Genomic DNA, 25,233 nt, shown 5'->3' with positions numbered 1-25,233 from the left:
GGACTTAAAGTGGGAAATAACATATACAATATAAGTTATGTATAACCTTCACTTTACATAAAAGGAGAATGACCAATGACGCAGTTCGAACAAAACCTTGAAAAATATGCAGAATTGATTGTAAAAGTAGGCGTTAACGTCCAGCAAGGACAAGAGGTGTTCGTGAATAGTACGATTGAGTCAGCTCCATTGGCTCGCCTGGTGGCAGCTAAAGCTTATGAAGCGGGCGCAAGCAATGTACATGTTGATTGGACAGATGAGGCTTTGTCTCGCTTGAAGTATGAAAAAGCACCAGATGAAGTGTTTACAAGTTATCCAACTTGGGAAGTGGCAAAGCGTGAAGCGTTCCTGGACAAGCGTGCAGCATTTATCTCGATCGTTTCGTCGAATCCAGATTTGTTGAAGGGTATTGATCCTCAACGCATTGGTAATCATCAGAAAGCGGCAGGCCAAGCATTGACCAAATACCGTCAATTTATTCAGTCTGACAAAGTAAGCTGGACAGTGGTAGCAGCAGCTTCTGAAGCATGGGCAGAAAAAGTATTCCCGAATGCATCTGCGGAGCAAGCAGTAGAACAGTTATGGACGGCCATTTTCGATTCTGTTCGTCTTCATCATGAAGATCCGGTTCAAGCGTGGGAAGCGCATAACAACAATCTTCATGCGAAGGTTGATATTTTGAACGAACAGCATTTCCACAAGCTGCATTACACAGCGCCAGGTACTGACCTGACGATTGAGCTTCCAGAGAAGCATCTGTGGGTTGGAGCAAGTAGCACGAATGAGCAGAAGGTGAACTTCATGGCGAATATGCCTACAGAAGAAGTGTTCACTGTGCCTTATCGCGATGGAGTGGATGGTTACGTATCCAGCACAAAGCCGCTTAGCTATGGTGGCAACCTGATTGACAACTTCAAGCTTACGTTCGAGAAGGGCCGTATTGTGAAGGTTGAGGCAGAACAAGGTCAAAGTATTCTTGAGCAGCTTGTTAATACGGATGAAGGAGCTCGTTATCTTGGTGAAGTGGCGCTAGTGCCGCATCAATCACCAATTTCGGAATCCAACATTTTGTTCTATAATACGTTGTTCGATGAGAACGCATCGAACCATTTGGCAATCGGCAGTGGTTATGCGTTTAACGTTGAAGGCGGCAAGCAGATGTCACAGGATGAGTTACGCGCAGCAGGTGTAAACACGAGTATTACACATGTTGACTTCATGATCGGCTCGGCTGAAATGAACATTGACGGCATTCTTAAAGATGGAACGTCCGTGCCTATCTTCCGTAACGGAAACTGGGCAATTTAATACAAACAGCGGTACGGGGGTAATTCCTGTACCGCTGTTTTTGTTGTAGGGATGACTTTTTGTCATTTCCTCGAATTGAGATATCTTCATTTTTAAATAAATTGTCGATTGTCTATATTGCTTCCTCGTCTCTCTATCCTTACAATGACCATTATGGGGGGATTAAAAAGCAATGGATACGATAACACATACACTATTCGGATTATCCTTATATGCGGCTGTTGATAAAAAGCGATTTACGACGAATGAAAAACGAGCGCTGCTTCTTACGACAGTCGTAGGTTCTAACATACCTGATATCGATGTCATTTCTCAGTGGTGGGATACAGCAGGACGCTATCAAATGTGGCATCGCGGCATTACTCATTCTGTCTTTCTTGTGCCAGTGTGGGCAGCACTGCTAGCTGTTGTGAGTTGGTTACTGTTCCGGGTTAAGGACTGGAAGCTGTTTGCGATGGGAATTGTGGCGGTGTTTATTCATAACACGAGCGATTTATTTAATGCGTGGGGAACAGGATATTTGGAGCCGTTCTCTTCGATACGGGTTACATTCGGTACGATTCCGATTATAGATTTTGTGTTCTGGATCATTATGTTGGCAGGCTGGTTGCTAGTTCGGTACAAGCGGAATGTATCGTCATCACGTGTATTCAAATGGGTCTGGGTCTTGATGATCGTTCATCTTATTAGTCAATCGGTTCAAGGCTACGTGATTCAGAATCAATATGCGAAGCAATATGATGAGTTTGCGCTGTCAGCAGGCTTTATTCCAGGACAGTTTCAAATGATCGGCAAAGAAAGCGATAAGGTTTCTATCCATAACGTAACCGTATTTAGCGAGCCGAAGCTTCAAGTTGAGCTGAAGTCGGATGAGAGCGTCAGCCTTGATAAGCTGTTTGCAGAGAACCCGGAAGCGAAGACGTTGTATGAATGGTCGCCATTCATTGTTGTTGTAAATGATGATAAACATATCGGCATCTATGATCCGCGTTTCTATCGCAATGGTGCATCATTCCTATACGAGAAAATAGATAAATAAGTAAAGTTATATAAAGTGGTATTCAAAAAGACCGTTCCCATAAAGTGAAGTGCTTCTCGTTTGTTAGAAATGAAATGACTAACGATGGAGCTCACTCTATAATTGGAGCGGTCTTTTATGTATGGTTGAAATGAAGTTACAACTGTAGATGTAAGTCGCAGCTGTAGATTAACGTATCATATGCACAAATTACATCGAAAAAGGTCGCTTTTTCGATAGAGTCGTTTGTAACATTAAAAGATTCGAAATAGAAAGCAGCAACCGTATGACACAATTTGCGATGCTAACTTTAGAGTTGTATAAATATGTAATTATGGTGGGCGCGTAATATTTAGAGGAGCTAAAGTCTTCTTTTGTGCTGCGATACGTTATCAAGTTACCTGTGTACAGAATTTGTTGTAAGCCGGCGCTTTCTCTAACAAGCGCTGTTGACGTTATTTCTCCTAAATCGACCATAGTAGGGTTTTAACGGTCATCAGAGTACTTATTTTAGCAATTATGACGAATTCATCGCTAAATCTGACAAATAAGCTCTCTGACATCCTTTATGTCTCCAAATAAGTGAAAGTAAGCCAGATAGCCTCTGTGACAACCGTTAGTGCACGAATGGTACAATATTCAGCATCATTAATGCTGTCTCCACACCTCGGTGCAGCCTTCTAAATGATATCTAGTTTCCTCTACCTCTAGCATCTTCAAGCATTCCCGAGCATGTACATATTCATTTAATGCAAGCCCAGTCCCTCTGTGCGTGCTTTCTCAATCGCATCTTCCCGATTACTCACCCCGAGCTTGGAATATAGCGTTGAGCAATAGTTGCGTATCGTTCCTTCCGACAAAAATAACTTGGCCGCAATTGATTTGTAGCGCAGTCCATTGCTTAAATGCTGCAAAATTTCTAGCTCTCGTTTCGTAATTCCATACGGATTATTTTCCGGGGAATAATTTTGATTGCCCAACTGTTCCCGTTGACGCTTCATCTCCTCGAATACTTGAACGGTAATGTTCTGATCAATCCATGTTCCTCCGTTATGGATAAGTTTTATTGCTTCAATCAAATCTCGCGGATGAATCGATTTAAGCATGTATCCTTCTGCGCCAAGTTCTATCGATTTGACAGCTTGCGACACATCTTCAAATGTGGTTAATAGAACAACTTTCATCTGAGGCCAGCGCTGTTTCATTTCACGCAGCGCTTCGATACCATCCATTTCTGGCATGCGCACATCCATAAGTACGATATCGGGCAGAGCTGTCACGCATCTCTCCAAAGCTTGCCGTCCATTTTCGGCTGTTCCGATAACTTTGAGATCGGGTTGTTGTTCTAGAATGCGCTGCAAACTTTCTGTAATAATAGGTTGATCATCGACGAGTAGAAGCCGTATTCCTGTGTGAGCAGGTTCTGCTTTTAGAGGGAGAGTACAGATGATGACCGTACCTTCATTAGATCGAGAATGTACAGCTAGATTGCCTGTGCATTCATCTAAGCGTTCCTTCATGCCGGATAACCCGAAGCCAAACCGTACTTGCTCCATGCCTATGCCGTTATCTTCAATTTGCAAGCGAAGTTGTTGGTTGTCGTAAAATAACTGAACTTGTATCGTGCTCGCTTGCCCATGTCGAACGGCGTTGGTAATAGATTCTTGCAGGCAGCGATACAAGCAGAAGCTGATTTGTTTCGTGATAGGAACTTCATTTCCAAATGTACGGAAACTAACCGTTACTCCTGTTGCATTTGTGAATTCTCCGATAAGTTGTTGCAGAGAATCACGTAACGATTGGCTCATTGGCGTTGCAGCTAGATGATGCAGATGCTGGCGAATATCATCCAACCCATGGCGGGCCAAATCGACAAGGGTATCGATTCGCTCGCTTTGATTGGAAGGGAATGACGTTTTCAATGACTCCATGCCTACAATTAGCGAGGTTAGCGTATGGCCGATCGTGTCATGCAACTCATGTGATAGTCGGTTCCGTTCCTCTTTCAAAGTAAGTTCCTCGATCTGATTAATGTGCTGCTCCAGCACTTTTTTCTGCTCCTGAATAATCTTACTTTGTTTATGGTTCAAGGCAAGTACTTGAAAAGCATAGCCTAGCGCAAATACAGCGCCGTGATTAAACATATAGTTTAAAATAATAGCTAGAATAGGCTGGTCAGCCAGCCATCCGTTGATACCAGGGATGATAAAAATAGTGGGTATTGCTGTCCACAAATAGTTGCTTTTGTCACTGTAAAAGCCAATTACAAATGCGATTATAATAAATTGCCAAGAGAGAAGTGGTTGATCGGAAGTAAGAAACATATAAAATGATCCAGACAACACAATTTCTGAGACTAAGTACCACTTTTTACTGAACTGTTGGATGAGAAAAGGAATCGAATGAATCAAAATAGCTGCTACAATGATAACCCATGACGGCACAGAAAATGGTATTGGATTAACTAGCATATTTAAAACTATGGCTATCAAGAGTAATAACCGAATAAAGAAACACATCCAATCGTACCAAAACCAATGCCTCGTTATATTCCACATTAGAAGTTCTCACTCCATCTTCATAATAAGCACCAATTCGGTACTTTACTGTTTTGTTTTATATAAATACCCCACTTCAATCATACGACGTGTGTAGCCGACTAAGTACTTCGCAAAGGCATTGCCTACTCGTGTACTAACGACCAACCATAAACAAGCCAGGGCGCTTACCGCCAATGCGGCTGGGAGTGTTTCAATTTTATTTAAAAACACATGGAACGGGAGGATCTTATACAGCAGCGGTGCAGGTAATAACATAAGAGGTGCGACGTACATCAAGACTGAAAGGATAAGACTACCCATCCCAATTACCAATTTATACATCAATAATCTAATCATGATCCAATAACTGTGATTCGTCAATGTCGCTCTCATCTGTTCCCATGAATCTTGATTTGGCTCGTTGTAATGGAAGTGTTCTTCATTACTTGGCAGGTGAATCAACGGTAAGGATGTATATTTCTCAATGATTCGAGCGTCTAGGCGTACGAATTTAGGTGCTGTTTGCAGCACATAGACCAGGATTGGAATTCCCACAACAGTGATCGATAACCCCACACCTAATGTGACCCCGACTGAAAAGAAAATGAAATAAAATAATCCGCTCACAAACGTATACAGCATAAGTTGTGCATGTTTCAGGTTTCGAATGAAATGCTCTTTCATCGTTAACTTCTCCTTTTTCATAGATAGTAGTAAGTACAGCAGTCGCATGTCCGCTGATTGATAACCCTAGCATAGATGAGATGCTGTCACAGCGGGTAGTGAGGGACTGTCATATGACATCAATCATAAGAATTATGACGAAGGATCATGTTAAAATGATCGTTTTCATCACTATGGGATATGACTTATCTAGCGTTAATGTCAGGTCAGGAGGTGACGGAAGTTACGATGCATGTTCGCTAAACGAATGGAAGAATTACCGAGTATCCAACTAATATGAAAAAATATCGTGTGAAAAGATGAAGGGTTATCTGTTTATGTGATGTCAGATTATAGTAATTCCGCTTCGATGAAAAAGGAGGAGAACCTATGAAGTTTAAAGGATACAAATTAGGATTAATTACATTATCCGCGTTAACAGCAGGAACTGTGCTTTTACCTACGCAAGGAACATTACACGCAGAGAAAGCGAATGCAGCACAGCAAATTTCGCAGCATTCTACTAATAAGCAAGTGGCTAACGCTCATGACAATAGAAGCTCCGTCAAAAAGATTATCGATCAAGCTGCTAATCAGAAAGACATTCCAGGGGTCATCGTCGGTGTTACAAAGAACGGTCAAAAGTGGTCTTACGCCTCAGGCGAAGCAACTATCCACGACAAAACCCCAGTGAAGACAAATTTCCACTTCCGAATCGGAAGTACAACAAAAACATTCACAGCTACAGTAATCTTACAGCTCGCTGGGGAGAAGAAGTTGAACTTAGATGACACGGTGGAAAAGTGGCTTCCAGGTGTTGTGCAGGGCAATGGTTACGATGCAAGTAAAATTACGATTCGTCAGCTGTTGAATCACTCAAGTGGGATTGCGAATTATACATCGGATGAAACATTTGGGAAAGATATGCTTGCCAATCCATATAAGAGCTATACGGCTGAAGAGCTTGTCCGGATAGGAATCAGCATAAAGCCGTCATTTACTCCAGGAACGAGCTGGGAATACTCCAATACGAATACCGTGCTTGCTGGGCTGATTATCAAGAAGGTTACAGGTGAAACGTATGGTCAGCAAATTAAAAAGCGCATTATTGATCCGCTGCAGCTTAGTGGGACTTCAGTGCCGGGAACCTCTACTCATGTGCCCGGACCACATGCAAGAGGATACAATTATCAATCTGATAAGCTCGTTGATATGACTGAATTTAATCCTTCTACTGCAGACGCGGCCGGAGGTATGATCTCAACCGTGGATGATTTAAATACGTTTTTCCAAGCACTTCTAGGAGGGAAACTGTTGGAGCCTGAAATGTTACAGCAAATGCTGACAGGGGTACAGTCACCACTTGGAAAATACGGACTTGGAATCTACGAGACAAAATTAAGTAACGGTGTTTCGCTCTGGGGACATGGGGGCAATATTCCTGGGTTTTCTACGATGGCAGGGGGCGTTGAAGGAGGCAAGCATGTTATCGCGTTGAACACAAATGTGCTGTCCGAATCAGCTGGCATCCACCATATTAACATTATTACAGAAGAATTCAATGGAACGGAGTCCAAGACGAAACGCGTGCAAGAGCAGCTAGATAACATAACGAAGCACGGCGTTGTAGGTGCTGCTGCGGTTACGTACAATCAGGGCAAAGTTCAAGGCTACGCATCTGGTAAAGCGGACATCACAACAGGTCGCAAAATGGGATCAGATGAACGCTTCCGTATCGGCAGCATTACAAAAACATTTGTAGCGACGGTCGTACTTCAATTAGCAGGTGAGAACAAACTCAATTTGGATGACTCCGTAGAAAAATGGCTGCCAGGTGTGGTGAAGGGCAACGGTTATGATGGAAATAAAGTTACGATTCGCCAACTGCTCAATCATACGAGCGGTATTAATAATTACACAGCCGTTCTTTTTAAAGACCCCAACAACCTAGATAGTTTATATCGCAACTATAAGGCAGAGGAATTAGTGGAAATTGGATTGAAAGAAAAACCGTTATTTAAGCCAGGGACTGCCTTCAGTTACTCGAACACGAATTATGTGCTGATCGGTCAAATTATTAAAAAAGTAACAGGTGAGACGTATGATCAGCAAATCGAAAAACGCATCATAGAACCTCTCAATCTTAATGAAACCTTCCTGCCAGGAAGTAGTACCCTTATACCCGGTTCTAAGCATGCTAGAGGATACGTTTATTTTCATCAAAAGTTAAAAGATGTAACACAAATGAATCCATCTTGGGGTAATGCAGCCGGAGATATGATTTCCACTGGACAAGATTTGTCTACATTTATGTCCGCACTTCTTGGCGGTAAGCTATTGAAAGAAGAGCAGCTAAAGCAGATGTTGACGGCTGTGAAGACAGAGCAAGTTGGCGACTATGGACTGGGCATTTTCTCGATGAAGCTGCCAAATGGTCAAGTACTTTGGGGACACAATGGTGGCATACACGGATATGGAAGTTTTGCATTTGGATCAGTAGATGGTAAGCATATTATGGTTTTGAATGTAAATTCAAGTCCAGATTCGGAAGAAAAAGCAAAGGCAGTAATAGATTCTGTTGATTCTGCGTATGCAGAGGAGTTCAAATAAATCACGAACGGTGCTTTACCATTATTTAAATGTTCCACATCATCAAGCGGAGTAACTGTCTGCCTCCTATTTTCCAGGGGGAAGTAACTTGATAATTAGTAGGAGGCAGTGCTCCGATGGTGTGCCAAAACAAGGAGGAAAAACTATGAAGTTTAAAGGCTACAAATTAGGAATGATTACTTTATCCGCATTATTAGCAGGAACCTTGCTTTTGCCCGTGCAAGGAACATTGCACGCCGAGAACGTGAATACAGCACAGCAAACTTCTCAGCATTCTACTAATAAGCCAGGGGCTAACGCTCACGACAATCGAAGTTCCGTCAAAAAGCTCATTGATCAAGCTGCTGATCAACAAGACGTTCCAGGGGTCATCGTTGGTGTTACAAAGAACGGTCAAAAGTGGTCTTATGCCTCAGGTGAATCTACTATCCACGACAAAACTCCAGTGAAGACCAATTTCCATTTTCGAATCGGAAGTACCACAAAAACATTTGTAGCGACGGTCATTCTTCAATTAGCAGGTGAAAATAAACTCAGTTTGGATGATTCCATTGAAAAATGGCTGCCGGGTGTTGTGCAAGGTAATGGATACGACGCAAGCAAAATTACGATCCGTCAGTTGCTCAATCATACGAGTGGAATCGCGAGCTATACAGCAAATGAGTCCTTTATGAAAGGTCTTCAATCGAGCTCGAACAAAAACTATACAGCTGATGATCTTGTTCGTGCAGGCATTAGCGCAAAGCCTTCGTTTGCGCCAGGCTCAAGCTGGGAGTACTCGAACACGAATACGGTGCTGGCGGGACTTGTTATTAAGAAAGTTACAGGCGAAACATACGGTGAGCAGATTAAGAAACGTATTATCGATCCACTAAAACTCAAGGGAACCTCAGTCCCAGGCAGTTCTACACATCTCCCTAGTCCTCATGCAAGAGGATACTTCAAGCTTGAAGGCAAGCTTTTGGACACAACAGAAATGAATACTTCATGGGCAAATGCAGCCGGAGATATGATCTCGACGGTAGATGATTTGAATACATTTTTCAGTGCACTACTAGGTGGGAAATTATTGAAGCCAGAGTTGCTTAAGCAAATGATGACAACGGTTGAAGCTCCTCTTCTTGGGAAATACGGACTTGGTATTTATGAAACGAAACTGCCAAATGGAACTTCATTCTGGGGACACGGCGGAAATCTGCCTGGATTCTCTACTATGGCAGGAGGGATCGCTGGCGGTGAACATGTGATGGCATTGAGCACCAATTTACTTGCGGATAAAGATGCCCTTCATCATGTGAATATCATTGCAGAAGAATTTGGCGGAACTGCTTCCAAAGTTGAACGAGTACAGAAACTCATTGATAACTTCACGAAGCTTGATATTGCAGGTGTCACAGCAGTGACATACAACAACGGCAAGTTCCAAGGCTACTTAGCTGGCAAGGCTGATATTAAGACAGGACGCAAAATGGAGTCTGATGCACGTTTCCGTATTGGCAGTATTACGAAAACATTTGTAGCGACTGTCGTGCTTCAATTAGCTGGGGAGAACAAGCTTAATTTAGATGACTCCGTGGAGAAATGGCTCCCTGGAGTTGTACAGGGCAACGGTTACGACGGTAGTAAAATTACGATTCGCCAACTACTTAATCATACAAGCGGGATTTATAACTATACGAGTGTTCTTTTTAAAGACCCTAATAATCTAGAACTTTTGCAGCGTACCTATACAGCAGAAGAGTTAGTGGCGATGGGTCTGAAAGAAAAGCCCGTATTCAAGCCAGGAACTGACTTCCAATACTCCAATACGAACTATGTGCTGCTTGGCCAAATTATTAAAAAAGTAACAGGCGAGACGTATGATCAACAAATAGAAAAACGCATCATAGAGCCGCTTCATCTTAACGATACTTTCTTGCCAGGCAGCAGTACCCTCATACCTGGATCTAAGCATGGAAGAGGATATATCACACACAATCAAACGTTGTTAGATATTACAGAATTGAACCCAACCATTGCAAATGCGGCAGGAGATATGATTTCAACAGGAAAGGATTTGTCCACATTTTTGTCTGCGCTGCTCGGCGGCAAGCTATTGAAGGAAGAGCAGTTGAAGCAGATGTTAGCGACCGAGAATGGTGACGGTAGAACATATGGATTGGGTATCTATCAAACGAAACTCCCAAATGGTCAGGTTCTCTGGGGTCATGATGGAGGAATTCATGGATTTGTAAGTATGCTACTTGGAACGTCTGATGGCAAGCGCATTATGGCTATGAATATAAACTCACAGCCGAATTCGGATGAGTTAATAAAAGCATTTAACGAGAATATGAGCAATTTACTTACGACTGAATTCAACTAATCCTTATTCCCTTAAGAAGAAAATGCCTCCTATTTCAGAGTTAAGTTACTTGGCGTTAAGTAGGAGGCAGTCTTTTCTAGACAATGAAAATATGGAGGAGAAACGATGAAATTAAATAAATTTAAAATGTTGACGGTATCGGCGATGGTTGCAGCTTCAGCTCTACTGCTGCCTGTGCAAGGAAATGTACAAGCCCAGTCGGATAAGATAGCATCCCAGCAGACACAAGGTATCCAAACTTCTTTACAGCAGCAATCCACTCGTGCAGCAATTGAAGTAAATAGCTCCGTTAAGCAAGTTATTGATCGTCTTGCTAACCATAAGAACATTCCAGGAATCATTGCAGCAGGCATGAAAAATGGAGAGCGGTGGGCTTACGCATCAGGGGAAGCGAGCATCTATGATACACGGCAAGTGAAGGCGGACTTCCATTTTCGAATAGGTAGTGTGACGAAAACGTTCGTCGCGACTGTTATTTTGCAGCTAGCTGAAGAAGGGAAGCTCCACTTGGATGACTCTGTAGAGAAATGGCTGCCAGGTGTCGTACAAGGAAATGGCTATGATGGCAGCAAGATTACAATTCGGCAGTTATTGAATCATACGAGCGGCATTGCGAACTACACATCGGTATCATTTATAAGAGATAGCATAGTGAAGAATCCGTATCATGGATATACGCCTGAAGAGCTTGTCCGTAAAGGATTAGCTGAAGCACCATTATTCGCTCCAGGAACGAATTGGAGTTATTCAAATACGAACTATATTTTAGCGGGACTTATTATTAAGCAGGTGACAGGTGAAACCTATGCGGAGCAAATTAAGAAGCGCATCATTGAGCCGCTTCAGCTAAACGAAACATCTATACCGTTAAGCTCTTCTTATATTCCGGATCAGCATGCAAGAGGGTACTTTAAAGAGAACGGCAAGTTTATCGATATGACAGAGTTGAACCCTTCATGGGGAGATGCAGCGGGTGATATGATTTCGACAACGGCTGACTTGAATACGTTTTTCAGTACCTTATTAGGCGGCAAGTTATTGAAGGCTGAATCTTTGCAGCAAATGTTGACGGGGGTTGATACGCCTGTTGGGAAATATGGACTGGGCATTTATGAAACAAAGCTAGCAAGTGGTAATTCCATTTGGGGACATAGTGGGGGCATTCATGGATTTGCTACGATAGCTGGCGGTCTTGTAGGTGGAGATCATGTGTTGGCGATGAGCACGAACATACTCGATAATGATATGAATGAGGAACAGGCCAATTTACTAGAGATTTTCGAAGAGGAATTCAGATCAGTAAGTTTTAAGTAGAGGGTTTATGTAAATGAACTAGTTATATGTAATGGATGTGCAGCCATCAATCAGTACAGCTTGATTGATGGCTTTTTTTGTTTGAGAAAAAGGGAGGGTGACACTTTTAAATTCGACAGAAATGGATACTAATGAATCTTTCTTTATGCCTCTTTCATCTCGTTTTCAGGTTAGAGCGATAACATTATGCACGAAGCTGTTATATGGATAACGTGACAATGAGGTGAATCTGTGACCGAATCGAACCTGCAAGGGAAGACAACGATGAATACGATTGCTGTGATGGACGATACCACAGAAGTAGAGGCTGTTCCTTTCGAGAAACAGGAAAAAGATAAGAAAAGTGCAAATACAGATGCTGTACCTAACCATACATCGTCTACGTCGAAAAAAAGAATAGAAGAGCTCACGATACTACGAGCGTTCGCCTTTTTAGCAATTGTGCTGCAGCACAGTATTGGTGAATATATTGTCCGTGAAGATATCAATCGGACTGACTCGATTTTGATCAGCCTGCTCTATCACTTTACGAGATTTGGTACGCTGACTTTCGTATTCATATCAACCGTCCTTTTATTTTATAGCCGTCATTCCTCTATGAAATACGGCGCTTTTTTGAAGCGGCGAGCACAGGGACTGCTTGTCCCATTCGCATTATGGACCTTGATCTATTGCGCATTTATTTTGCAAGGAGATATGTTCACTTTAGATGGCTGGATGAAAATGTTGCAGCAGTTTGTTAACCCGACATATGGGTATCATCTATGGTTTATTTTAATGATATTCCAATTGTATCTTCTCTTTCCTTGGTTACTCAAAATTGTACATAAAGTACAAATAAAAATACGTGCAATAACTTTGGAAAAGGGAATGAAGATAAGCAAGCGTTGGCTAGTTTTGTTGATGATAGGGATCGGCCTTCTCCATCTAGCCTTGATGGACTGGTCTTACCGTATCGCGCCCGGATGGACGTCCGATGCGAGTGGGGCTGCAGCATATATGTTGGGGCACCGTACCATGTTTGCAGGCATGTATATACTCTATATTGCAATGGGCATTCTCTGTGCGTACCTCCTCCCTGAGTGGCGGCGATGGGTACAGCGTGTGCTGCCGTGGAGTGCGATGGTGTTTGGCGCTGCGTATCTGTACAGCAGCTATCGTTTGTTAGCAGGTGGTGTGGAACCAGTAAACGTAAATATCTCAACGTATTTGAAACCGTCTATCGCTATATTGGCCGTTTCACAGATGCTGCTTCTGTACGTGCTTGCGCTGAATATCGTAAAACGCCAAGGCATGCTGTACCGTTGTTTGAAATGGATTGGATCGTACTCTTTCCCTGCTTATTTAGTACATGCACTTGTGTTGTCAGGGGTTGCTTTGTGGACGCGAACATTGATGCTTGAAGGACAGCATTTTATCGTGACAATAATAACGTGGGTGGTTGTTGCAGTGGGGTCTTTACTATTGTCCAAGATGATGGAGCTCATGCCATATGGGAAATGGCTGACAGGTAATGTGAGCCGAAGAAATCCTCAAGCGTCGTTGGTAAGTGGAGAACAGCAGAATGGTCTTGAATCGATAGAACAAAAAGATAGGTCAAAACCTGTTTTTTAAAAATGGGGTTGACAATGTTTGGAATACCGCTTTATGATAAGTCCATATTACACGAAAGGAGGCCGACGATAACATGATGATGCTTATGTTTAATGAACTCAGAAATGATAAAGGTACTGGTAATTGGCTGCGTAATGATAGCCTAGGTAACCGACAATCGCATACATTCATACGTTTCTCGTCGGTCTCGACGGAATAATCGGTGAGCAGAAGTGCTACTTCGCACATGGTGAATTACTCGACATTAGTTGGAGTATATACCTGCAGGTGAGCTGTACTTCGCATAACATGAACGGATTATCATGAGATCATAGACGAGAAGTCTATGGTCTTTTTATATGTTCCTAAGGACGCTCATCCACAAGGGTGAATGAGTGTGTTCATTAGAGATGGATAATTATCCCTCTATTAGGATGGAAATGACCGTAGACAGAAGAGTCTGCGGTCATTTTTTTATGCACAAATTTGATATTGGCAGTAAACGAGAGGAATGAAGTTAGTAATGCATACATGGAATAAAGATATATGGAATACGGATTCAAAAACAGAGACAGCGTTTTATCGCACGGTTGCACTTCCAGCAGGAGAATTGCACGTTTATGCCAGTGAGCCTTTATTTGCGGAGCTTCCTGCAAAAGTATTTGAAATGGCAAATAACAATTTACTGATTCCAAATGCTTCTTACATGAGCTATACACCAGATGTTCATGTTGGTGTTGGAACGTGCATAGGTACGACAGCGGTATGGGAGGCTGAGAATGGTTATGTGTCTCCTTCTATTGTCGGTAACGATATCGGCTGCGGTATGCGAGTCCATTTGACGAATATGCATCGTGATGAACTAAAAGACGTAAAGGTACGGCGTAAGTTGATTAAACGAATGGGGAAATACGTGCCTTTGAACATGCATGAACGCGGCTATTTTTCGGATATTCGTTTGGAGCATGTTCTGAAAAAAGGTGTTCACGGCTTGCCTAACAAGTATGTGCCGGACATTTACACGCCAAAGAAGACGACATCCTTGACGCATCTAGAATGCGGTAGATTTTCGTTTGATGAAAAGGTACTGGATGAAATTCCAGAACCGATATGGCATAGAGCGCATAGACAGCTTGGAACCCTTGGCAGCGGCAATCACTTTGCCGAAGTGCAAGCGATCGAGATAGATAAACATAATCGGGAAATTGCAGAAGCATGGGGACTATTTGACGGGCAAGTCGTCGTTATGATCCATTCTGGATCACGAGCATGGGGCGGAGCGGTCAGTGAGCATGGGATTAAGGCGATGGCCCAATGGATGCGTGCGTCTGGTCAAGGAACGCCAGATCCGAGATTAACGTTTGCGCCGTTGGAGCATCCATTTGCACAATCGTATGTGAACTTGATGTACTCGGCGTTGAACTATGCAGTCGTGAATCGACATTTGATCGCATATGGCATTCGCGAAGCGTTTCGTGATGTATTCGGGACTAAGGTTGAGATGCGGACGCTGTATGATCTCATGCATAACTACGCATGGGAGGAAGTACATGATGGACAGCGGATGTTCGTTCATCGAAAAGGAGCTACACGTGCTCTGCCGCCGCATCATCCAGATAATCCGAAGCCATACTTGGAGACTGGGCATCCAGCGCTTATACCTGGATCGATGGGCAGCCGTTCTTATTTGATGGTGGGGCGCGATGGCGGAAGCGACAATTATTATTCGATCTGTCACGGGGCTGGTCGGGTTCGATCACGCAGTGCAACGAAGCAGCTAGTGACCGTGGATGAGTTTGCTGCCTCCATGAGAGTAGGTAAGGAAGATGAAATTGTAGTCAACCAACCGATGCTGGAAAGCATCGTTGATGAATCACCACAAGCATATAAAAATGTTGAACATATAATCGAGAGCGTTGTCGGCGCAGGGCTTGCTGAAGTAGTAGCAGTATGCAAGCCGTTGGCAGCGTTAAAAGGAGCCTAATATAATGAGTACAAACTTACATGCACAACACCCTGACGAACGGGTTTTAGTATTATTTGAAGCGGGATTAACGGTATTTGAACGCTACGCACAAGCGGTGCAAGCGATTCAAGGTTTATTGAAAGAGCGATTCGGACGTACATGGTCAATCGTATCCAGTCATGGGCAAGAGGATGTTGTGTGGAAGCAGCTAGACGCTGATGTGCGCTCGGGAAGTGAAAGTGTAGAATGCGCGGCACGAGTATTTGATATTTTCGAGGCAAAAGAATGGACAGTCGTAGCTGATGAGAAGGGGGATCGCAAAGCATCCCGAATCCAGCTTATGCCTTCTTCGCGCAACTTGCTGTTCGTGTATCCTAAGGATCGAGTAGCATTTGTTCGTATCCCAGTATGGAGAGATGATCGTATTGATCATGAAAGCATCTGTTTGGTAGAAAACGAGGAATCGCTTGTTAGATTTATGGAGCGAGTGAACGTAGGCGATTGCGATCAGCACGCTTCGACGATGACGAATATGACAGAGATGCACGGTTCACCGGAAATACAAGCAGCATCTGTAATGAAGTCGCTGGAGACTGCGCAATCTGTAACTATAAATCAGTATGAACTACCGCGATCAGAGTTCGGTATCGTTGCCGATCGTACCAACTGGGAATCACATCAACCCCAACAGACGATGGATTTAGCACTGGATACGTTACAATTTAAATTACAGCGTGACTGTTCATAATCAAATTTTTGCAATAGGAGCCTAATTAAAAATGGAAGCTAGCATCAATAAAAATTATCAAACCATTAATGGAGTCCGTGTCTGGGGAGAACCAGATGCGGGTGCTCTGTCACAAGCACAAACTTGCGCAGAGACTGGTAGAGTGATTCAGTCTTTGCTTATGGCTGATCATCATAAAGGATACAGTCAGCCGATAGGCGGTGTAGTCGTATATGATGAACAAATTTCCCCGTCAGGTGTCGGTTACGATATTGGATGTGGTAATAAGGCGGTGCGAACGAACTTAATGGCATCTGACGTTCTGCCGCGTATTTCAGAAGTGATGGACCAGATTGCTCGATCGATTTCGTTCGGTGTAGGGCGTGTAAATAATGAGCGAGTGGATCATGAGTTGTTTGATGATCCGGATTGGGCTGTTTATCGAGAAATCGGACAACAGGAGCATGACAAGCTGTTTGCGTTGGCTCGAGCACAGCTTGGCACAGTGGGCAGCGGCAATCATTTCGTTGACTTATTCGAGGAGACAGAAACAGGACGTCTGTGGATTGGTAATCACTTTGGAAGTCGAGGCTTCGGACATCGGACGGCGAGTGGATTCATTAACTTAGCGGCGGGACGTGAGTTTTTTGCAAAGGCCCCGGGAGAGAAAATGGATCAGCCGCCTGTGCTGTTAGAGTTAGGGCATGAACTTGGAGAGATGTATTATCGCGCGATGCAGTTGGCTGGACGATATGCTTATGCGGGCCGCGACTATGTGATGGACCAGGTATTGTCCATATTAGGGACAGAAGCTGACTTTGAGGTGCATAATCATCATAACTATGCATGGCGTGAAATGCATAACGGAAGGGATACAATCGTTGTCCGCAAAGGAGCGACACCTTCTGCTCCAGGTCAGTTAGGCTTTATTGGCGGCAGTATGGGTGATATTTCAGTTATTGTACGCGGCAAGGATACGGAAGAGAATCGGGATTCGTTTTATAGTACCGTACATGGAGCGGGTCGTGTTATGAGTCGTACCGAAGCGGCAGGTAAAATGAATTGGCGTACACGCAAACGTACTGGCGGCAAAATTACAACTACTCAAATGAATCAGGCTGTGCATGCATTCGGTGTTGAGCTGCGGGGAGCAGGTACAGACGAAAGTCCATTCGTTTACCGTAAATTGCAAACGGTGTTGGATGCGCATCGCAACACGATTGACGTTATGCACGTATTGAGGCCAATCGGGGTTTGTATGGCTGGTGCTAACGAGTTTGATCCTTATAAAGACTAAGGGTGGACTTCCTGAATGAGAAACCTATTCGGGAAGTCTTTTTTTGATTGTTATGAATAGAGGATCAGCTATAATTAGCATGAAGGAAGTAAATTGAAGTAAAATATGGGTAGCGATGAGAATGGGCAGCAGTATATAAATGAAGCAGATAGTAATGTTCTTAGCGTTCTTAACAAAGGACAAGCTTATTTAAACGGTGTATAATAACCATTTCACATGCAAATAGTTGACACTTTATAATAAATGTCGTATTTATATTATTAAATAGACAATTATACATAATAAATAAAGGTAACGTTATTAGTCCGTTATATGGTTTAAGATAACGGAACAAGTAGGGCGATATCATGTTTTATATGGAAGGGATAGATACAATCATGAACGGTAACGAAGCCGACTCTTGCCAATCCAGTGCGTCTGAGCGTAAGGTATCTGATGCAGACACTGCGACATCTCATGTAGAAGAGCAGAAAGCATCCAATTTGGCCTCATCGCTAGAGCAGCCATTAGATGATTATGAGAAAAATTACTCACCTAACCGTTACCGTACTCCAGATGGTGCTCCGGCGGATATTGTGATATTTACAATTACGACTGAGGAACGTCCTACTGTGAAGAAGTCGATGCCGAAGCGACAGCTCGAAGTATTGCTTATTCAACGCAAACGCTGGCCGTTTGCAGGACAATGGGCTTTACCAGGTGGTTTTTGCAGAGAGACGGAGACATTATATGAGTGTGCTCGACGCGAGCTTCAAGAAGAGACAAACGTAACAGATGTTCATATTGAATATTTGAATATATACAGTACTCCAGGTAGAGACCCGCGTGGTTGGATATTGTCGCACGCATTTTGTGCTCTCGTACAGGAGGAAGTATTAGCTGCCCGTCGCGCTTCTTATGATGCGGCAGACTTGAAGCTGATTCCGGTTGAAGAGGCTCTGAATATGGATTTGGCATTTGACCATCGTCTTATTATTCAGGATGCCCTCGATATGATACGAGAGAAGATGATGACGACAACGATTGCGAAGCAGTTTTTATCGGAAGCATTCACGATAAGTGAGCTGTATCAAGTGCTGCAGACGGTCGTACCCACGTTTGAGGAACCGAATTTTGTACGTAAGCTGACATCAACTCGTACTCGCCAAGGGCTTATTGAGGAAGTGCGCGGAGACAATGGGGGGCTGCTCACTTCGAATCGTTATTCGCAGCGACCAGCACAGCTGTATCGATTTACAGATTATACGCCTAAGTTATCTTTATATAATTAGAGTAGTAGTGAGGCAGTCCGCTGTATTGCGGAGATGGTGCCTACCTATTTATAAGATTCTTTATAATTGTAATTGTACTAAAAGACCGCATTATACAAGCATATATCTGCTTGATAATGCGGTCTTTTTTAGCATCAGTTGGTCTATTTATAATCTTTCATATTCTCTGCAAGATAGCCCTCCCATTGAGAGGCAGGATTCAAAACAGGTGCGCCATGGCAAACTTCAAGATGTTTCGGCTGCAATTGAGTAATGATCGAGCCGCTTTCGATCGCTTCTTTCATATTAGCAGTAAAGGCAGACATAGGGCGCTTCAAGCGACCGCGCTTGGAGGTGAACAAATCACCTGCCAGTAAGACACCGTCCTTTTCGTGCATGTATACGGTATGTCCAGGAGAATGACCAGGTGTCAAATAGGGCTGTAATCCAGCGAACGATTGTAGATGGCCATTTTCAGTAGTCGGAAGAGCAGCAGCTAATCCTTCTCGTATATTTTTTTCAATTTTGCGACGGCGAGGATATGTAAGTTGACCTTCCATATAAGGAACTTCTATTTCGTGAGCATATATCGGAACATTATAAGCACTGTGAAGCTTATGCACGGAACCAACATGATCGCTATGGCCATGGGTTAGTAGGATGCGCTGCAAGGAGCCTGCATTCAGTTGATCGATCGCACGATGAATGCTGCGGGCCATAAATGGCATGCCAGCATCCACAAGAGTAATGCCTTCTTCGTCCTTAACTAGCCACACTCGCATCGGAAACAAGAACCACGTTTTTAAAGACCATATATGAGTAGAAATTTGTTCTAACTTCATAAGAAATCCTCCTTTAAGTTGTTTTCTATTAAGTCTCGTTATTTATCGTTGTATATGATGTCGAATCCCTGTTAGAAAGAGATCAATTGTTAATTCAAACGTATCATCCAAACGAACATGTAGTTCAGAATCAGACTCATCTGATTCGAGGTACGTAGTAATAATGCCATGCAAACAATAGTAGAAAGCACGTGTATACGCCAATGTTTGTGTATCTTCTTCTGGAGCGTTAATCATGTCAGCCATGGATGATCGTAGTACAGAGAATAGATCGTTCCGCAGCTTCTGTATGACTAAATTAGGTTCTTTTTCATCAACTCTGGATGAGCGAGCAAAGAAAAATAAATGATACATGCTGCGATAGGTAAGTCCAAAATGGATGAGAGCTAGTGCCATTTGCTTCAATGTTGCATCAGGAGCAAGATTCGTATCTTGCTGAAGTTCATGCAGGCGGTCTTGCAATTGTTGTAATGGCTGTTTAGCTAATTGGAAGAGCAGTGTTTCTTTATCTTGAAAATAGATATAAATGGCCGTGTGTGAACATCCTGCCTGCTTTGCAATCTCTCGCATGGTAACCTTCTCAAATCCAGTACTCGTGAAAAGATCAGCAGCAGCGGATAAAATCGCTTGCTTCGTTAACTCTGAGCGTTGAGCTTTGTTCATGAGATCACTCCTATTAGCTATGTTTTTATGTATAAAAATGGAGATAAACATTTTATAACCATTGGTTACTAACCGTTGGTTATAAAATAGCATGATTTTCCTATTTCGTCAATGCGGATAATCACCGAACCAACAACGCAATTTTATTGTGGTAATTACAACACTAGTTGTCGGTGAATAATGCCGAAAAATCGTATATGATGCAAATAAGACAACCTTGCAGTTACGTCAGGTTCTCCTCATTCAACAGTTGATAAGGTCGTCCCTCTCCCCTAGCGACCTTTACTGTTGAAAAACTGACCCCTCTGCTACTAGAGTGACGATGCTGTAAACGGTGACCCCTGCCGTTTCAGCATCGTTTATTCATTTATAGGGGGTATCTTACTGTAGGTGATCAGGAAAGGAGTTCCCCCGTATGTGGAAGTCAATGCAAGTCTACTATTATGAAGATGATAAGCAAGCTTTGTTGCTTGATGGTATTAGACCTGTCCTCCAGCAAATGAAAGCGAATGGCAGCTTCGTACGAGCCTATGTGCAGCGGCATTGGAGGTTCGGTCCTCATATTGCTATTCATGTAGAATTCGAGCAGGAAGAAGCTGTTGAGGGTTGCTTTTTACAAATTAAAGATCGATTGAAAGCATATTTGTCGAAATATCCTTCACAACGTCAGCTTGATGAAAGCTCTTATTTACAATTATGTGAGCAGTGGGAGAGTGAGTGTCCTGGTGTTGGTCCACTTGTGCCCCTACAGCCTGACAATCAGGTAGCTGTAGTTGAACACAATTGTGTATCTGGGATGTGGAAGCATCCGTTATTATCTGAATTGCTTCGTAGTTTTTACGCTTATACGTATGAACTCGTACATATAGAAATTGAGCGCACACGTTCTAATCGACAAGCCCGTTATGTGCAGCTTGTGCGAATGATGGCATCTGTCAGCATGTTGTTTCCGAGCCGTGGCTTGGATGCAGGCTGTAGCATTTATAAAGAGATTGCTTCGAACTATGTGGAATATATGAAACGTTCTGAACAAAAACAGTTTATTATAAAGCAGTTTGAGGAAGTAGATGGCCAGTGGGGCGTTGTTTTTGACGAAGCTGTGCAAGAAGTTGTACAGTATTCATCTCAAACGGGATTGTATGAAGGCAAGGATGAGCTGTTGCGAAGATGGTCGGCTGCTTTAAAAGAATTGTCGAGCGCTGTCATGAAGCTTACGGAAGAAGGACTGCTTCAGACTGCAGAAGTAGAAGAGCTTTGGCTAGAACATCTTTACCCGTTGTCGGGGGGAATTACTGGGCAATTTGCATCCAAGGCGGAGCGTCTATTGTCTGCGGTAACGAAACTAAGGCAAGATCAAGAGGAAGAGCAATGCTCCGCGATGAATGCCTATTGCTGTTTAATGGGGGTTCTAGATGGGCTGCTGCCTTTATTCCATATTAGTGCGCATGTGAAACATTTGCTTGCTTACTTGATGGCGGGAAGTGCTGAACGAGTTCTATTGGCGAACAACCAGTATCGTATGCAGCGTGCTGAGCTAAATTAGAACTATGATTTTAGATATAAAATGCAATGATTTGATACGGTAGAATTTGTCCAAATGGGTAGCTATAAGTCCACGTATTGCAAATGCGCGGATTAATAGTTGCCCATTTTTTCCTTCATGCGCTACAATAAATGTCTGGCAAGGTAGGTGGGATATGGATATTGCAGAATCCTGCAAATCGCGCAAGTATAATACCGCAATAATATTGCGGTAAATACAACACCGAATTGCGGAGTGAAAACGTTACCTACCTGTTAGATTTAGAAGTGAGGCACTGAAAGAGATGAATATGGGGAGGCAATCGAGACAATGATGCTAAATGATATTATTCAATCCTTATTAAAGGACCGCGATCTGATGGAGAGCTTCTTGCAAGGTAAAGTGCAGTTCGCGGGGATAAGTGAAACTGAAAGTAAGGCGCTCTTTGATGTTATGGGTAGCAATATAGCAGCAGAGAACGTCTACTACGGGGTATCTAACAATTGGAGATAAAAATAGACCGTGCAGAAAATCAGCATACTACGCATAAGGCATACTTTATGTCAGTCGTGCTGTTAATCTGCACGTTCTTTTCTTATATTACGTTCGTTATCTTTACGGTGCCAATAATAGGTATATTTGGAGAGCCCGACAAGTTTGGGAATGTGATAATTACAGAAATCTCTCCATTGGGAAAAGCGTATGTGAATGGATTGCAAGTTGGAGATCGAGTAATCGAAGTAGATGGCAAACCCGCGGCCGAAACGGATATATTTATTAAATATGGGAGGATTGAAAATGCTAATAGTGTATTAGTTGACTCTCCTATAACCGGCCCGAAATTGTATACATTTGTCGCAGATGGTATAAGATCAATGCCAGAGAGTGAATTGATTTTTGGCTTTATAGTACCGTTATTTTTCTTTATAGCTAATTTGATTATATCCCTTATCTTGTATGTGAAGTGTAAACATGACAAGGCTGCAGTTATCCTTGTCATGTATTTTCTAATGATTGGTTTTTCCTACTATGCTTCTTCGCTTGCTATTCGTATTGATCCAATTGGAAGATTTATTATGTCAGGGCTTCTTCCAGTGATTCCATTTGTTTTTCTTTATTTTATGAATGTATATTTGCGACGTTATGATATTGAATTTATATATAAATCCAAATTTACGTTCATCGCTTTATTATTTATTGAACTCGTGGTCATTATTAATTTCATATTAGCAGTGACAGATGTTTTTGCTTCAACAACTTTCGATGCAAGTTCATTTTTAACATATATAACTTTGATTATAGGTTATGGGCTTTGTTTATATTGTTTGATCGATGTTTACCGTAAACCACGGCATGCTAAGCTAAAACCGTTGTTTAAAATTATGTTAGTATCACATGCGATAGCGTTTACACCTTTTGTGGTATTGAACTTAATCCCACTTCTTTTATTTAATACTCAATTAGTTGTGTATCACTTTACTACACTGTTCCTTATCGCTCTGCCGATAGGCTATTTGTATTTATTCACGTCGAAGCGGCTCTTTGACGTTGATTTTGTCGTTACACGATTTAAGTACTATGCAGCATTAGCGTTAATTCCTTCTCTTATTGTAACGACATTGTTAGTAATCAGTTTACAAACGGAGTCTTATTTTTGGGTAGGATTCAAATTTTTCATTATCGTATACAGCAGCATGATGCTACTGCTCTACTTGAAAGAGCAAATAGACTATCGCTATCGCCCAAAAATATTTAAGCAGATGTACTCTCTACAAGAGGGATTGGATCGATATTCTAGCGCACTATCCAAAGTCATGAAGCACGATGATCTGGAGCGTTCTCTATCACAAGAAATTCGCACTTTAATGCCGGTGGAAGATATCCACTTCTTTACGATCGATAAGGGAGCAGGTTCTATAGAGCATCCTGAAGATATGCAGCTATGCGAAGAGGATCACAAGTTGCTGCTTGGGCGTCGTTCCTTGAAGGTGGCTGATATCGTTACTTTGGAAGATGGCTTATGTCTCATAATCGGGCGGCGTAACGATCAGCTATATGCGATCTGGATCGGTAACAAAGTGAACAACACAACGTTCAATGTGGATGAACTAAGATGGTTTAAGACTGTAGCCAATTATACAAGTATCTTAAATGAGAACTTGTATTTGATTCAAAATTTGCTAGATGATCTGGAGACGGAGATGCAAAAGGGGCGAGGAGCTTCTCCATGGGTATTGCGGTTAATCTTCTGTCTATCCGAAAATGAACGAAGACGCTTGGCTTCTGACTTGCATGACTCTGCGCTGCAAGATCAACTCATATGGTTCCGCAAGCTGGAAACATTCTTGACGGACTACAAGTATGAGTTGTCATCGGAATCGATGCAGCAGCTCTATGACATTAAAGAAGGTTTGCTCGATGTTATCTTCCAAATTCGAGAGACGTGTAATGAGTTGAGGCCTCCTTTGTTAAAAGAGCTAGGGCTGCAGCAGGCACTTGATTCCTTGCTCGATCATATGCGTCTCCATGTGAATTTCGATGTGCAATTTAAAGTAGAGCCACTGCAAAGCATGCTTAGTGAAGAGCAAATTACAGCTGTCTACCGAATTGTACAGGAGCTGCTTCGAAATACATCGAAACATGCTCAAGCAGATAAAGTATGGATTGAACTGAAACAGATGAACGACCAAGTCTATTTTACATACAAAGATGATGGTGTAGGTATGGACTTGCATCAGACGGAGTCTTCATTTAGTCATATGGGAATGTCAGGAATTCGTGAGAGAGTCATTAGTTTGGAAGGTGAGATAGAGTTCCATTCTGAGAAAGGGCAAGGTTTTGAAGTCCAGATCATGCTGCCAACTATATTATCTAGCAGTAGAGGGGAAAATGAACATGAGCGAGATTCGTATCTTATTAGTTGATGATCATCCGTCTGTAGGTGAAGGAACAAAGACGATGATTGAACAAGACTCCAATATGAGTGTTCATGTCGTTCTTTCTGCCATGGAAGCAATAGAAGCGCTTAAGCAGGAATCGTTCGATATTATTTTATGTGATTTGAATATGCCAACGATTACGGGTTTGGAGCTTACGAAGCGATTGATGCAGGAAGATCCGGACAGGCGTGTAATCATCTATACGGGCCACGACATCATCTCTCATTTTAACTTGCTCATTCAATACGGTGTGTCTGGCTTTATTTCTAAAACCGTATCTCGTGAACAACTGCTAGCTTCTATTTATTGTGCTATGCGTGGGGAGGCGGTTATTCCTGTTTCTTTGCTTAAGCAGCTTCGACGTGGAGAAGTGAAGGTAACTCGCAGTGATGGGACGGTTGAAGAAGCTTCCATTAATGAACGTGAGCAGGACATTTTGCAAGAGGTAGCAGAAGGACTGAGCAATAAAGAGATTGCCGTGAAGCTCCATATGAGTCAGCGAACGGTAGAATACAATTTAACTCGTATATTTGATAAGTTAAGCGTGCGATCCCGTTCGGAAGCTATCGTGGAGTCGAAGCGACTTGGACTTATTCGATCAGAAACATTTTAGTGG

18 protein-coding genes are annotated in these 25,233 nt (G+C 42.7%); 14 read left to right on the top strand and 4 right to left on the bottom strand.

Annotated elements, in window-relative coordinates; all coding sequences use genetic code 11:
- Positions 1 to 75 precede the first annotated feature (75 nt).
- Together FPZ44_RS22950 and FPZ44_RS22945 are read left to right on the top strand one after the other, a co-directional pair.
- Positions 76 to 1,308 carry an aminopeptidase gene (locus FPZ44_RS22950; RefSeq protein WP_144994362.1) on the top strand — a complete coding sequence of 411 codons (1,233 nt, stop codon included), beginning with the start codon at positions 76 to 78 and terminating at the stop codon, positions 1,306 to 1,308.
- 172 nt (positions 1,309 to 1,480) lie between these two features.
- The gene (locus FPZ44_RS22945; RefSeq protein ID WP_144994360.1) at positions 1,481 to 2,347 is read left to right on the top strand and encodes a metal-dependent hydrolase; all 867 of its coding nucleotides are present in this window, start codon (positions 1,481 to 1,483) and stop codon (positions 2,345 to 2,347) included.
- A 725-nt stretch (positions 2,348 to 3,072) separates the two neighbouring features.
- Here the strand turns inward: FPZ44_RS22945 and FPZ44_RS22940 are convergent.
- A complete protein-coding gene (locus tag FPZ44_RS22940; RefSeq protein WP_144994357.1) occupies positions 3,073 to 4,884 on the bottom strand; it encodes a helix-turn-helix transcriptional regulator in 1,812 nt (603 codons plus the stop codon).
- Positions 4,885 to 4,929: 45 nt separating this feature from the next.
- A complete protein-coding gene (locus FPZ44_RS22935) occupies positions 4,930 to 5,550 on the bottom strand; it encodes a sensor domain-containing protein (RefSeq protein ID WP_186786206.1) in 621 nt (206 codons plus the stop codon).
- A gap of 369 nt (positions 5,551 to 5,919) precedes the next feature.
- Between FPZ44_RS22935 and FPZ44_RS22930 the strand changes: the two genes are divergently transcribed.
- The 8 genes from FPZ44_RS22930 (at position 5,920) to FPZ44_RS22895 (ending at position 18,672) form a co-directional block, all read left to right on the top strand.
- A complete protein-coding gene (locus FPZ44_RS22930; RefSeq protein ID WP_144994355.1) occupies positions 5,920 to 8,139 on the top strand; it encodes a serine hydrolase domain-containing protein in 2,220 nt (739 codons plus the stop codon).
- 145 nt (positions 8,140 to 8,284) lie between these two features.
- A complete protein-coding gene (locus FPZ44_RS22925) occupies positions 8,285 to 10,504 on the top strand; it encodes a serine hydrolase domain-containing protein (RefSeq protein ID WP_144994354.1) in 2,220 nt (739 codons plus the stop codon).
- 105 nt (positions 10,505 to 10,609) lie between these two features.
- A complete protein-coding gene (locus tag FPZ44_RS22920; RefSeq protein ID WP_186786205.1) occupies positions 10,610 to 11,818 on the top strand; it encodes a serine hydrolase domain-containing protein in 1,209 nt (402 codons plus the stop codon).
- 231 nt (positions 11,819 to 12,049) lie between these two features.
- A complete protein-coding gene (locus FPZ44_RS22915; protein WP_144994353.1) occupies positions 12,050 to 13,432 on the top strand; it encodes an acyltransferase in 1,383 nt (460 codons plus the stop codon).
- 502 nt (positions 13,433 to 13,934) lie between these two features.
- On the top strand, positions 13,935 to 15,395 hold the full coding sequence (locus tag FPZ44_RS22910; protein WP_144994352.1) for an RtcB family protein: 1,461 nt from the start codon (positions 13,935 to 13,937) through the stop codon (positions 15,393 to 15,395).
- A 4-nt stretch (positions 15,396 to 15,399) separates the two neighbouring features.
- Positions 15,400 to 16,125: a hypothetical protein gene (locus FPZ44_RS22905; protein WP_144994351.1), complete on the top strand. Its 726-nt coding sequence runs from the start codon at positions 15,400 to 15,402 to the stop codon at positions 16,123 to 16,125.
- A 31-nt stretch (positions 16,126 to 16,156) separates the two neighbouring features.
- Entirely contained in the window at positions 16,157 to 17,401 is a 1,245-nt protein-coding gene (locus tag FPZ44_RS22900; protein ID WP_144994350.1) for an RtcB family protein, read from the top strand.
- A 377-nt stretch (positions 17,402 to 17,778) separates the two neighbouring features.
- Entirely contained in the window at positions 17,779 to 18,672 is an 894-nt protein-coding gene (locus FPZ44_RS22895) for an NUDIX domain-containing protein (RefSeq protein ID WP_144994349.1), read from the top strand.
- 143 nt (positions 18,673 to 18,815) lie between these two features.
- On the opposite strand, the gene FPZ44_RS22890 is transcribed toward FPZ44_RS22895, so the two are convergent.
- Positions 18,816 to 19,493: an MBL fold metallo-hydrolase gene (locus tag FPZ44_RS22890; RefSeq protein ID WP_144994348.1), complete on the bottom strand. Its 678-nt coding sequence runs from the start codon at positions 19,491 to 19,493 to the stop codon at positions 18,816 to 18,818.
- Positions 19,494 to 19,535: 42 nt separating this feature from the next.
- Positions 19,536 to 20,156 carry a TetR/AcrR family transcriptional regulator gene (locus FPZ44_RS22885; protein WP_144994347.1) on the bottom strand — a complete coding sequence of 207 codons (621 nt, stop codon included), beginning with the start codon at positions 20,154 to 20,156 and terminating at the stop codon, positions 19,536 to 19,538.
- A 415-nt stretch (positions 20,157 to 20,571) separates the two neighbouring features.
- Here FPZ44_RS22885 and FPZ44_RS22880 point away from each other — a divergent pair, with 415 nt between their 5' ends.
- The 4 genes from FPZ44_RS22880 (at position 20,572) to FPZ44_RS22865 (ending at position 25,230) form a co-directional block, all read left to right on the top strand.
- Positions 20,572 to 21,699 (top strand): lantibiotic dehydratase C-terminal domain-containing protein, encoded by a 1,128-nt coding sequence (locus FPZ44_RS22880; RefSeq protein WP_144994345.1) that lies wholly within the window; start codon positions 20,572 to 20,574, stop codon positions 21,697 to 21,699.
- A 309-nt stretch (positions 21,700 to 22,008) separates the two neighbouring features.
- Positions 22,009 to 22,191, top strand: coding sequence for a competence pheromone ComX (gene comX, locus FPZ44_RS22875; protein ID WP_144994343.1), 183 nt, complete (start codon positions 22,009 to 22,011; stop codon positions 22,189 to 22,191).
- On the top strand, positions 22,182 to 24,602 hold the full coding sequence (locus tag FPZ44_RS22870; protein ID WP_144994341.1) for an ATP-binding protein: 2,421 nt from the start codon (positions 22,182 to 22,184) through the stop codon (positions 24,600 to 24,602). The genes comX and FPZ44_RS22870 overlap by 10 nt, the downstream gene beginning before the upstream one ends.
- Positions 24,574 to 25,230 (top strand): response regulator, encoded by a 657-nt coding sequence (locus FPZ44_RS22865; protein ID WP_144994339.1) that lies wholly within the window; start codon positions 24,574 to 24,576, stop codon positions 25,228 to 25,230. The genes FPZ44_RS22870 and FPZ44_RS22865 overlap by 29 nt, the downstream gene beginning before the upstream one ends.
- The last annotated feature ends 3 nt before the right edge of the window (positions 25,231 to 25,233 follow it).

The sequence above is a fragment of the Paenibacillus agilis genome, assembly GCF_007786455.1.
Lineage (GTDB): Bacteria > Bacillota > Bacilli > Paenibacillales > Paenibacillaceae > Paenibacillus_B > Paenibacillus_B agilis.
The sequence above is the reverse complement of the archived record's forward strand: the minus strand, read 5'-3'. Positions and strand labels throughout refer to the sequence as shown.

What these genes read in the sequence shown, in the direction of transcription:
- FPZ44_RS22880 (WP_144994345.1), top strand. Translation starts at nt 20,572, where the DNA reads ATGTGGAAGTCAATGCAAGTCTACTATTATGAAGATGATAAGCAAGCT.
- FPZ44_RS22940 (WP_144994357.1), bottom strand. Translation starts at nt 4,884, where the DNA reads ATGTGGAATATAACGAGGCATTGGTTTTGGTACGATTGGATGTGTTTC.
- FPZ44_RS22925 (WP_144994354.1), top strand. Translation starts at nt 8,285, where the DNA reads ATGAAGTTTAAAGGCTACAAATTAGGAATGATTACTTTATCCGCATTA.
- FPZ44_RS22890 (WP_144994348.1), bottom strand. Translation starts at nt 19,493, where the DNA reads ATGAAGTTAGAACAAATTTCTACTCATATATGGTCTTTAAAAACGTGG.
- FPZ44_RS22885 (WP_144994347.1), bottom strand. Translation starts at nt 20,156, where the DNA reads ATGAACAAAGCTCAACGCTCAGAGTTAACGAAGCAAGCGATTTTATCC.
- FPZ44_RS22900 (WP_144994350.1), top strand. Translation starts at nt 16,157, where the DNA reads ATGGAAGCTAGCATCAATAAAAATTATCAAACCATTAATGGAGTCCGT.
- FPZ44_RS22950 (WP_144994362.1), top strand. Translation starts at nt 76, where the DNA reads ATGACGCAGTTCGAACAAAACCTTGAAAAATATGCAGAATTGATTGTA.
- FPZ44_RS22930 (WP_144994355.1), top strand. Translation starts at nt 5,920, where the DNA reads ATGAAGTTTAAAGGATACAAATTAGGATTAATTACATTATCCGCGTTA.
- FPZ44_RS22945 (WP_144994360.1), top strand. Translation starts at nt 1,481, where the DNA reads ATGGATACGATAACACATACACTATTCGGATTATCCTTATATGCGGCT.
- FPZ44_RS22935 (WP_186786206.1), bottom strand. Translation starts at nt 5,550, where the DNA reads ATGAAAGAGCATTTCATTCGAAACCTGAAACATGCACAACTTATGCTG.
- FPZ44_RS22920 (WP_186786205.1), top strand. Translation starts at nt 10,610, where the DNA reads ATGAAATTAAATAAATTTAAAATGTTGACGGTATCGGCGATGGTTGCA.
- FPZ44_RS22905 (WP_144994351.1), top strand. Translation starts at nt 15,400, where the DNA reads ATGAGTACAAACTTACATGCACAACACCCTGACGAACGGGTTTTAGTA.
- FPZ44_RS22895 (WP_144994349.1), top strand. Translation starts at nt 17,779, where the DNA reads ATGAACGGTAACGAAGCCGACTCTTGCCAATCCAGTGCGTCTGAGCGT.
- FPZ44_RS22910 (WP_144994352.1), top strand. Translation starts at nt 13,935, where the DNA reads ATGCATACATGGAATAAAGATATATGGAATACGGATTCAAAAACAGAG.
- comX (WP_144994343.1), top strand. Translation starts at nt 22,009, where the DNA reads ATGATGCTAAATGATATTATTCAATCCTTATTAAAGGACCGCGATCTG.
- FPZ44_RS22865 (WP_144994339.1), top strand. Translation starts at nt 24,574, where the DNA reads ATGAGCGAGATTCGTATCTTATTAGTTGATGATCATCCGTCTGTAGGT.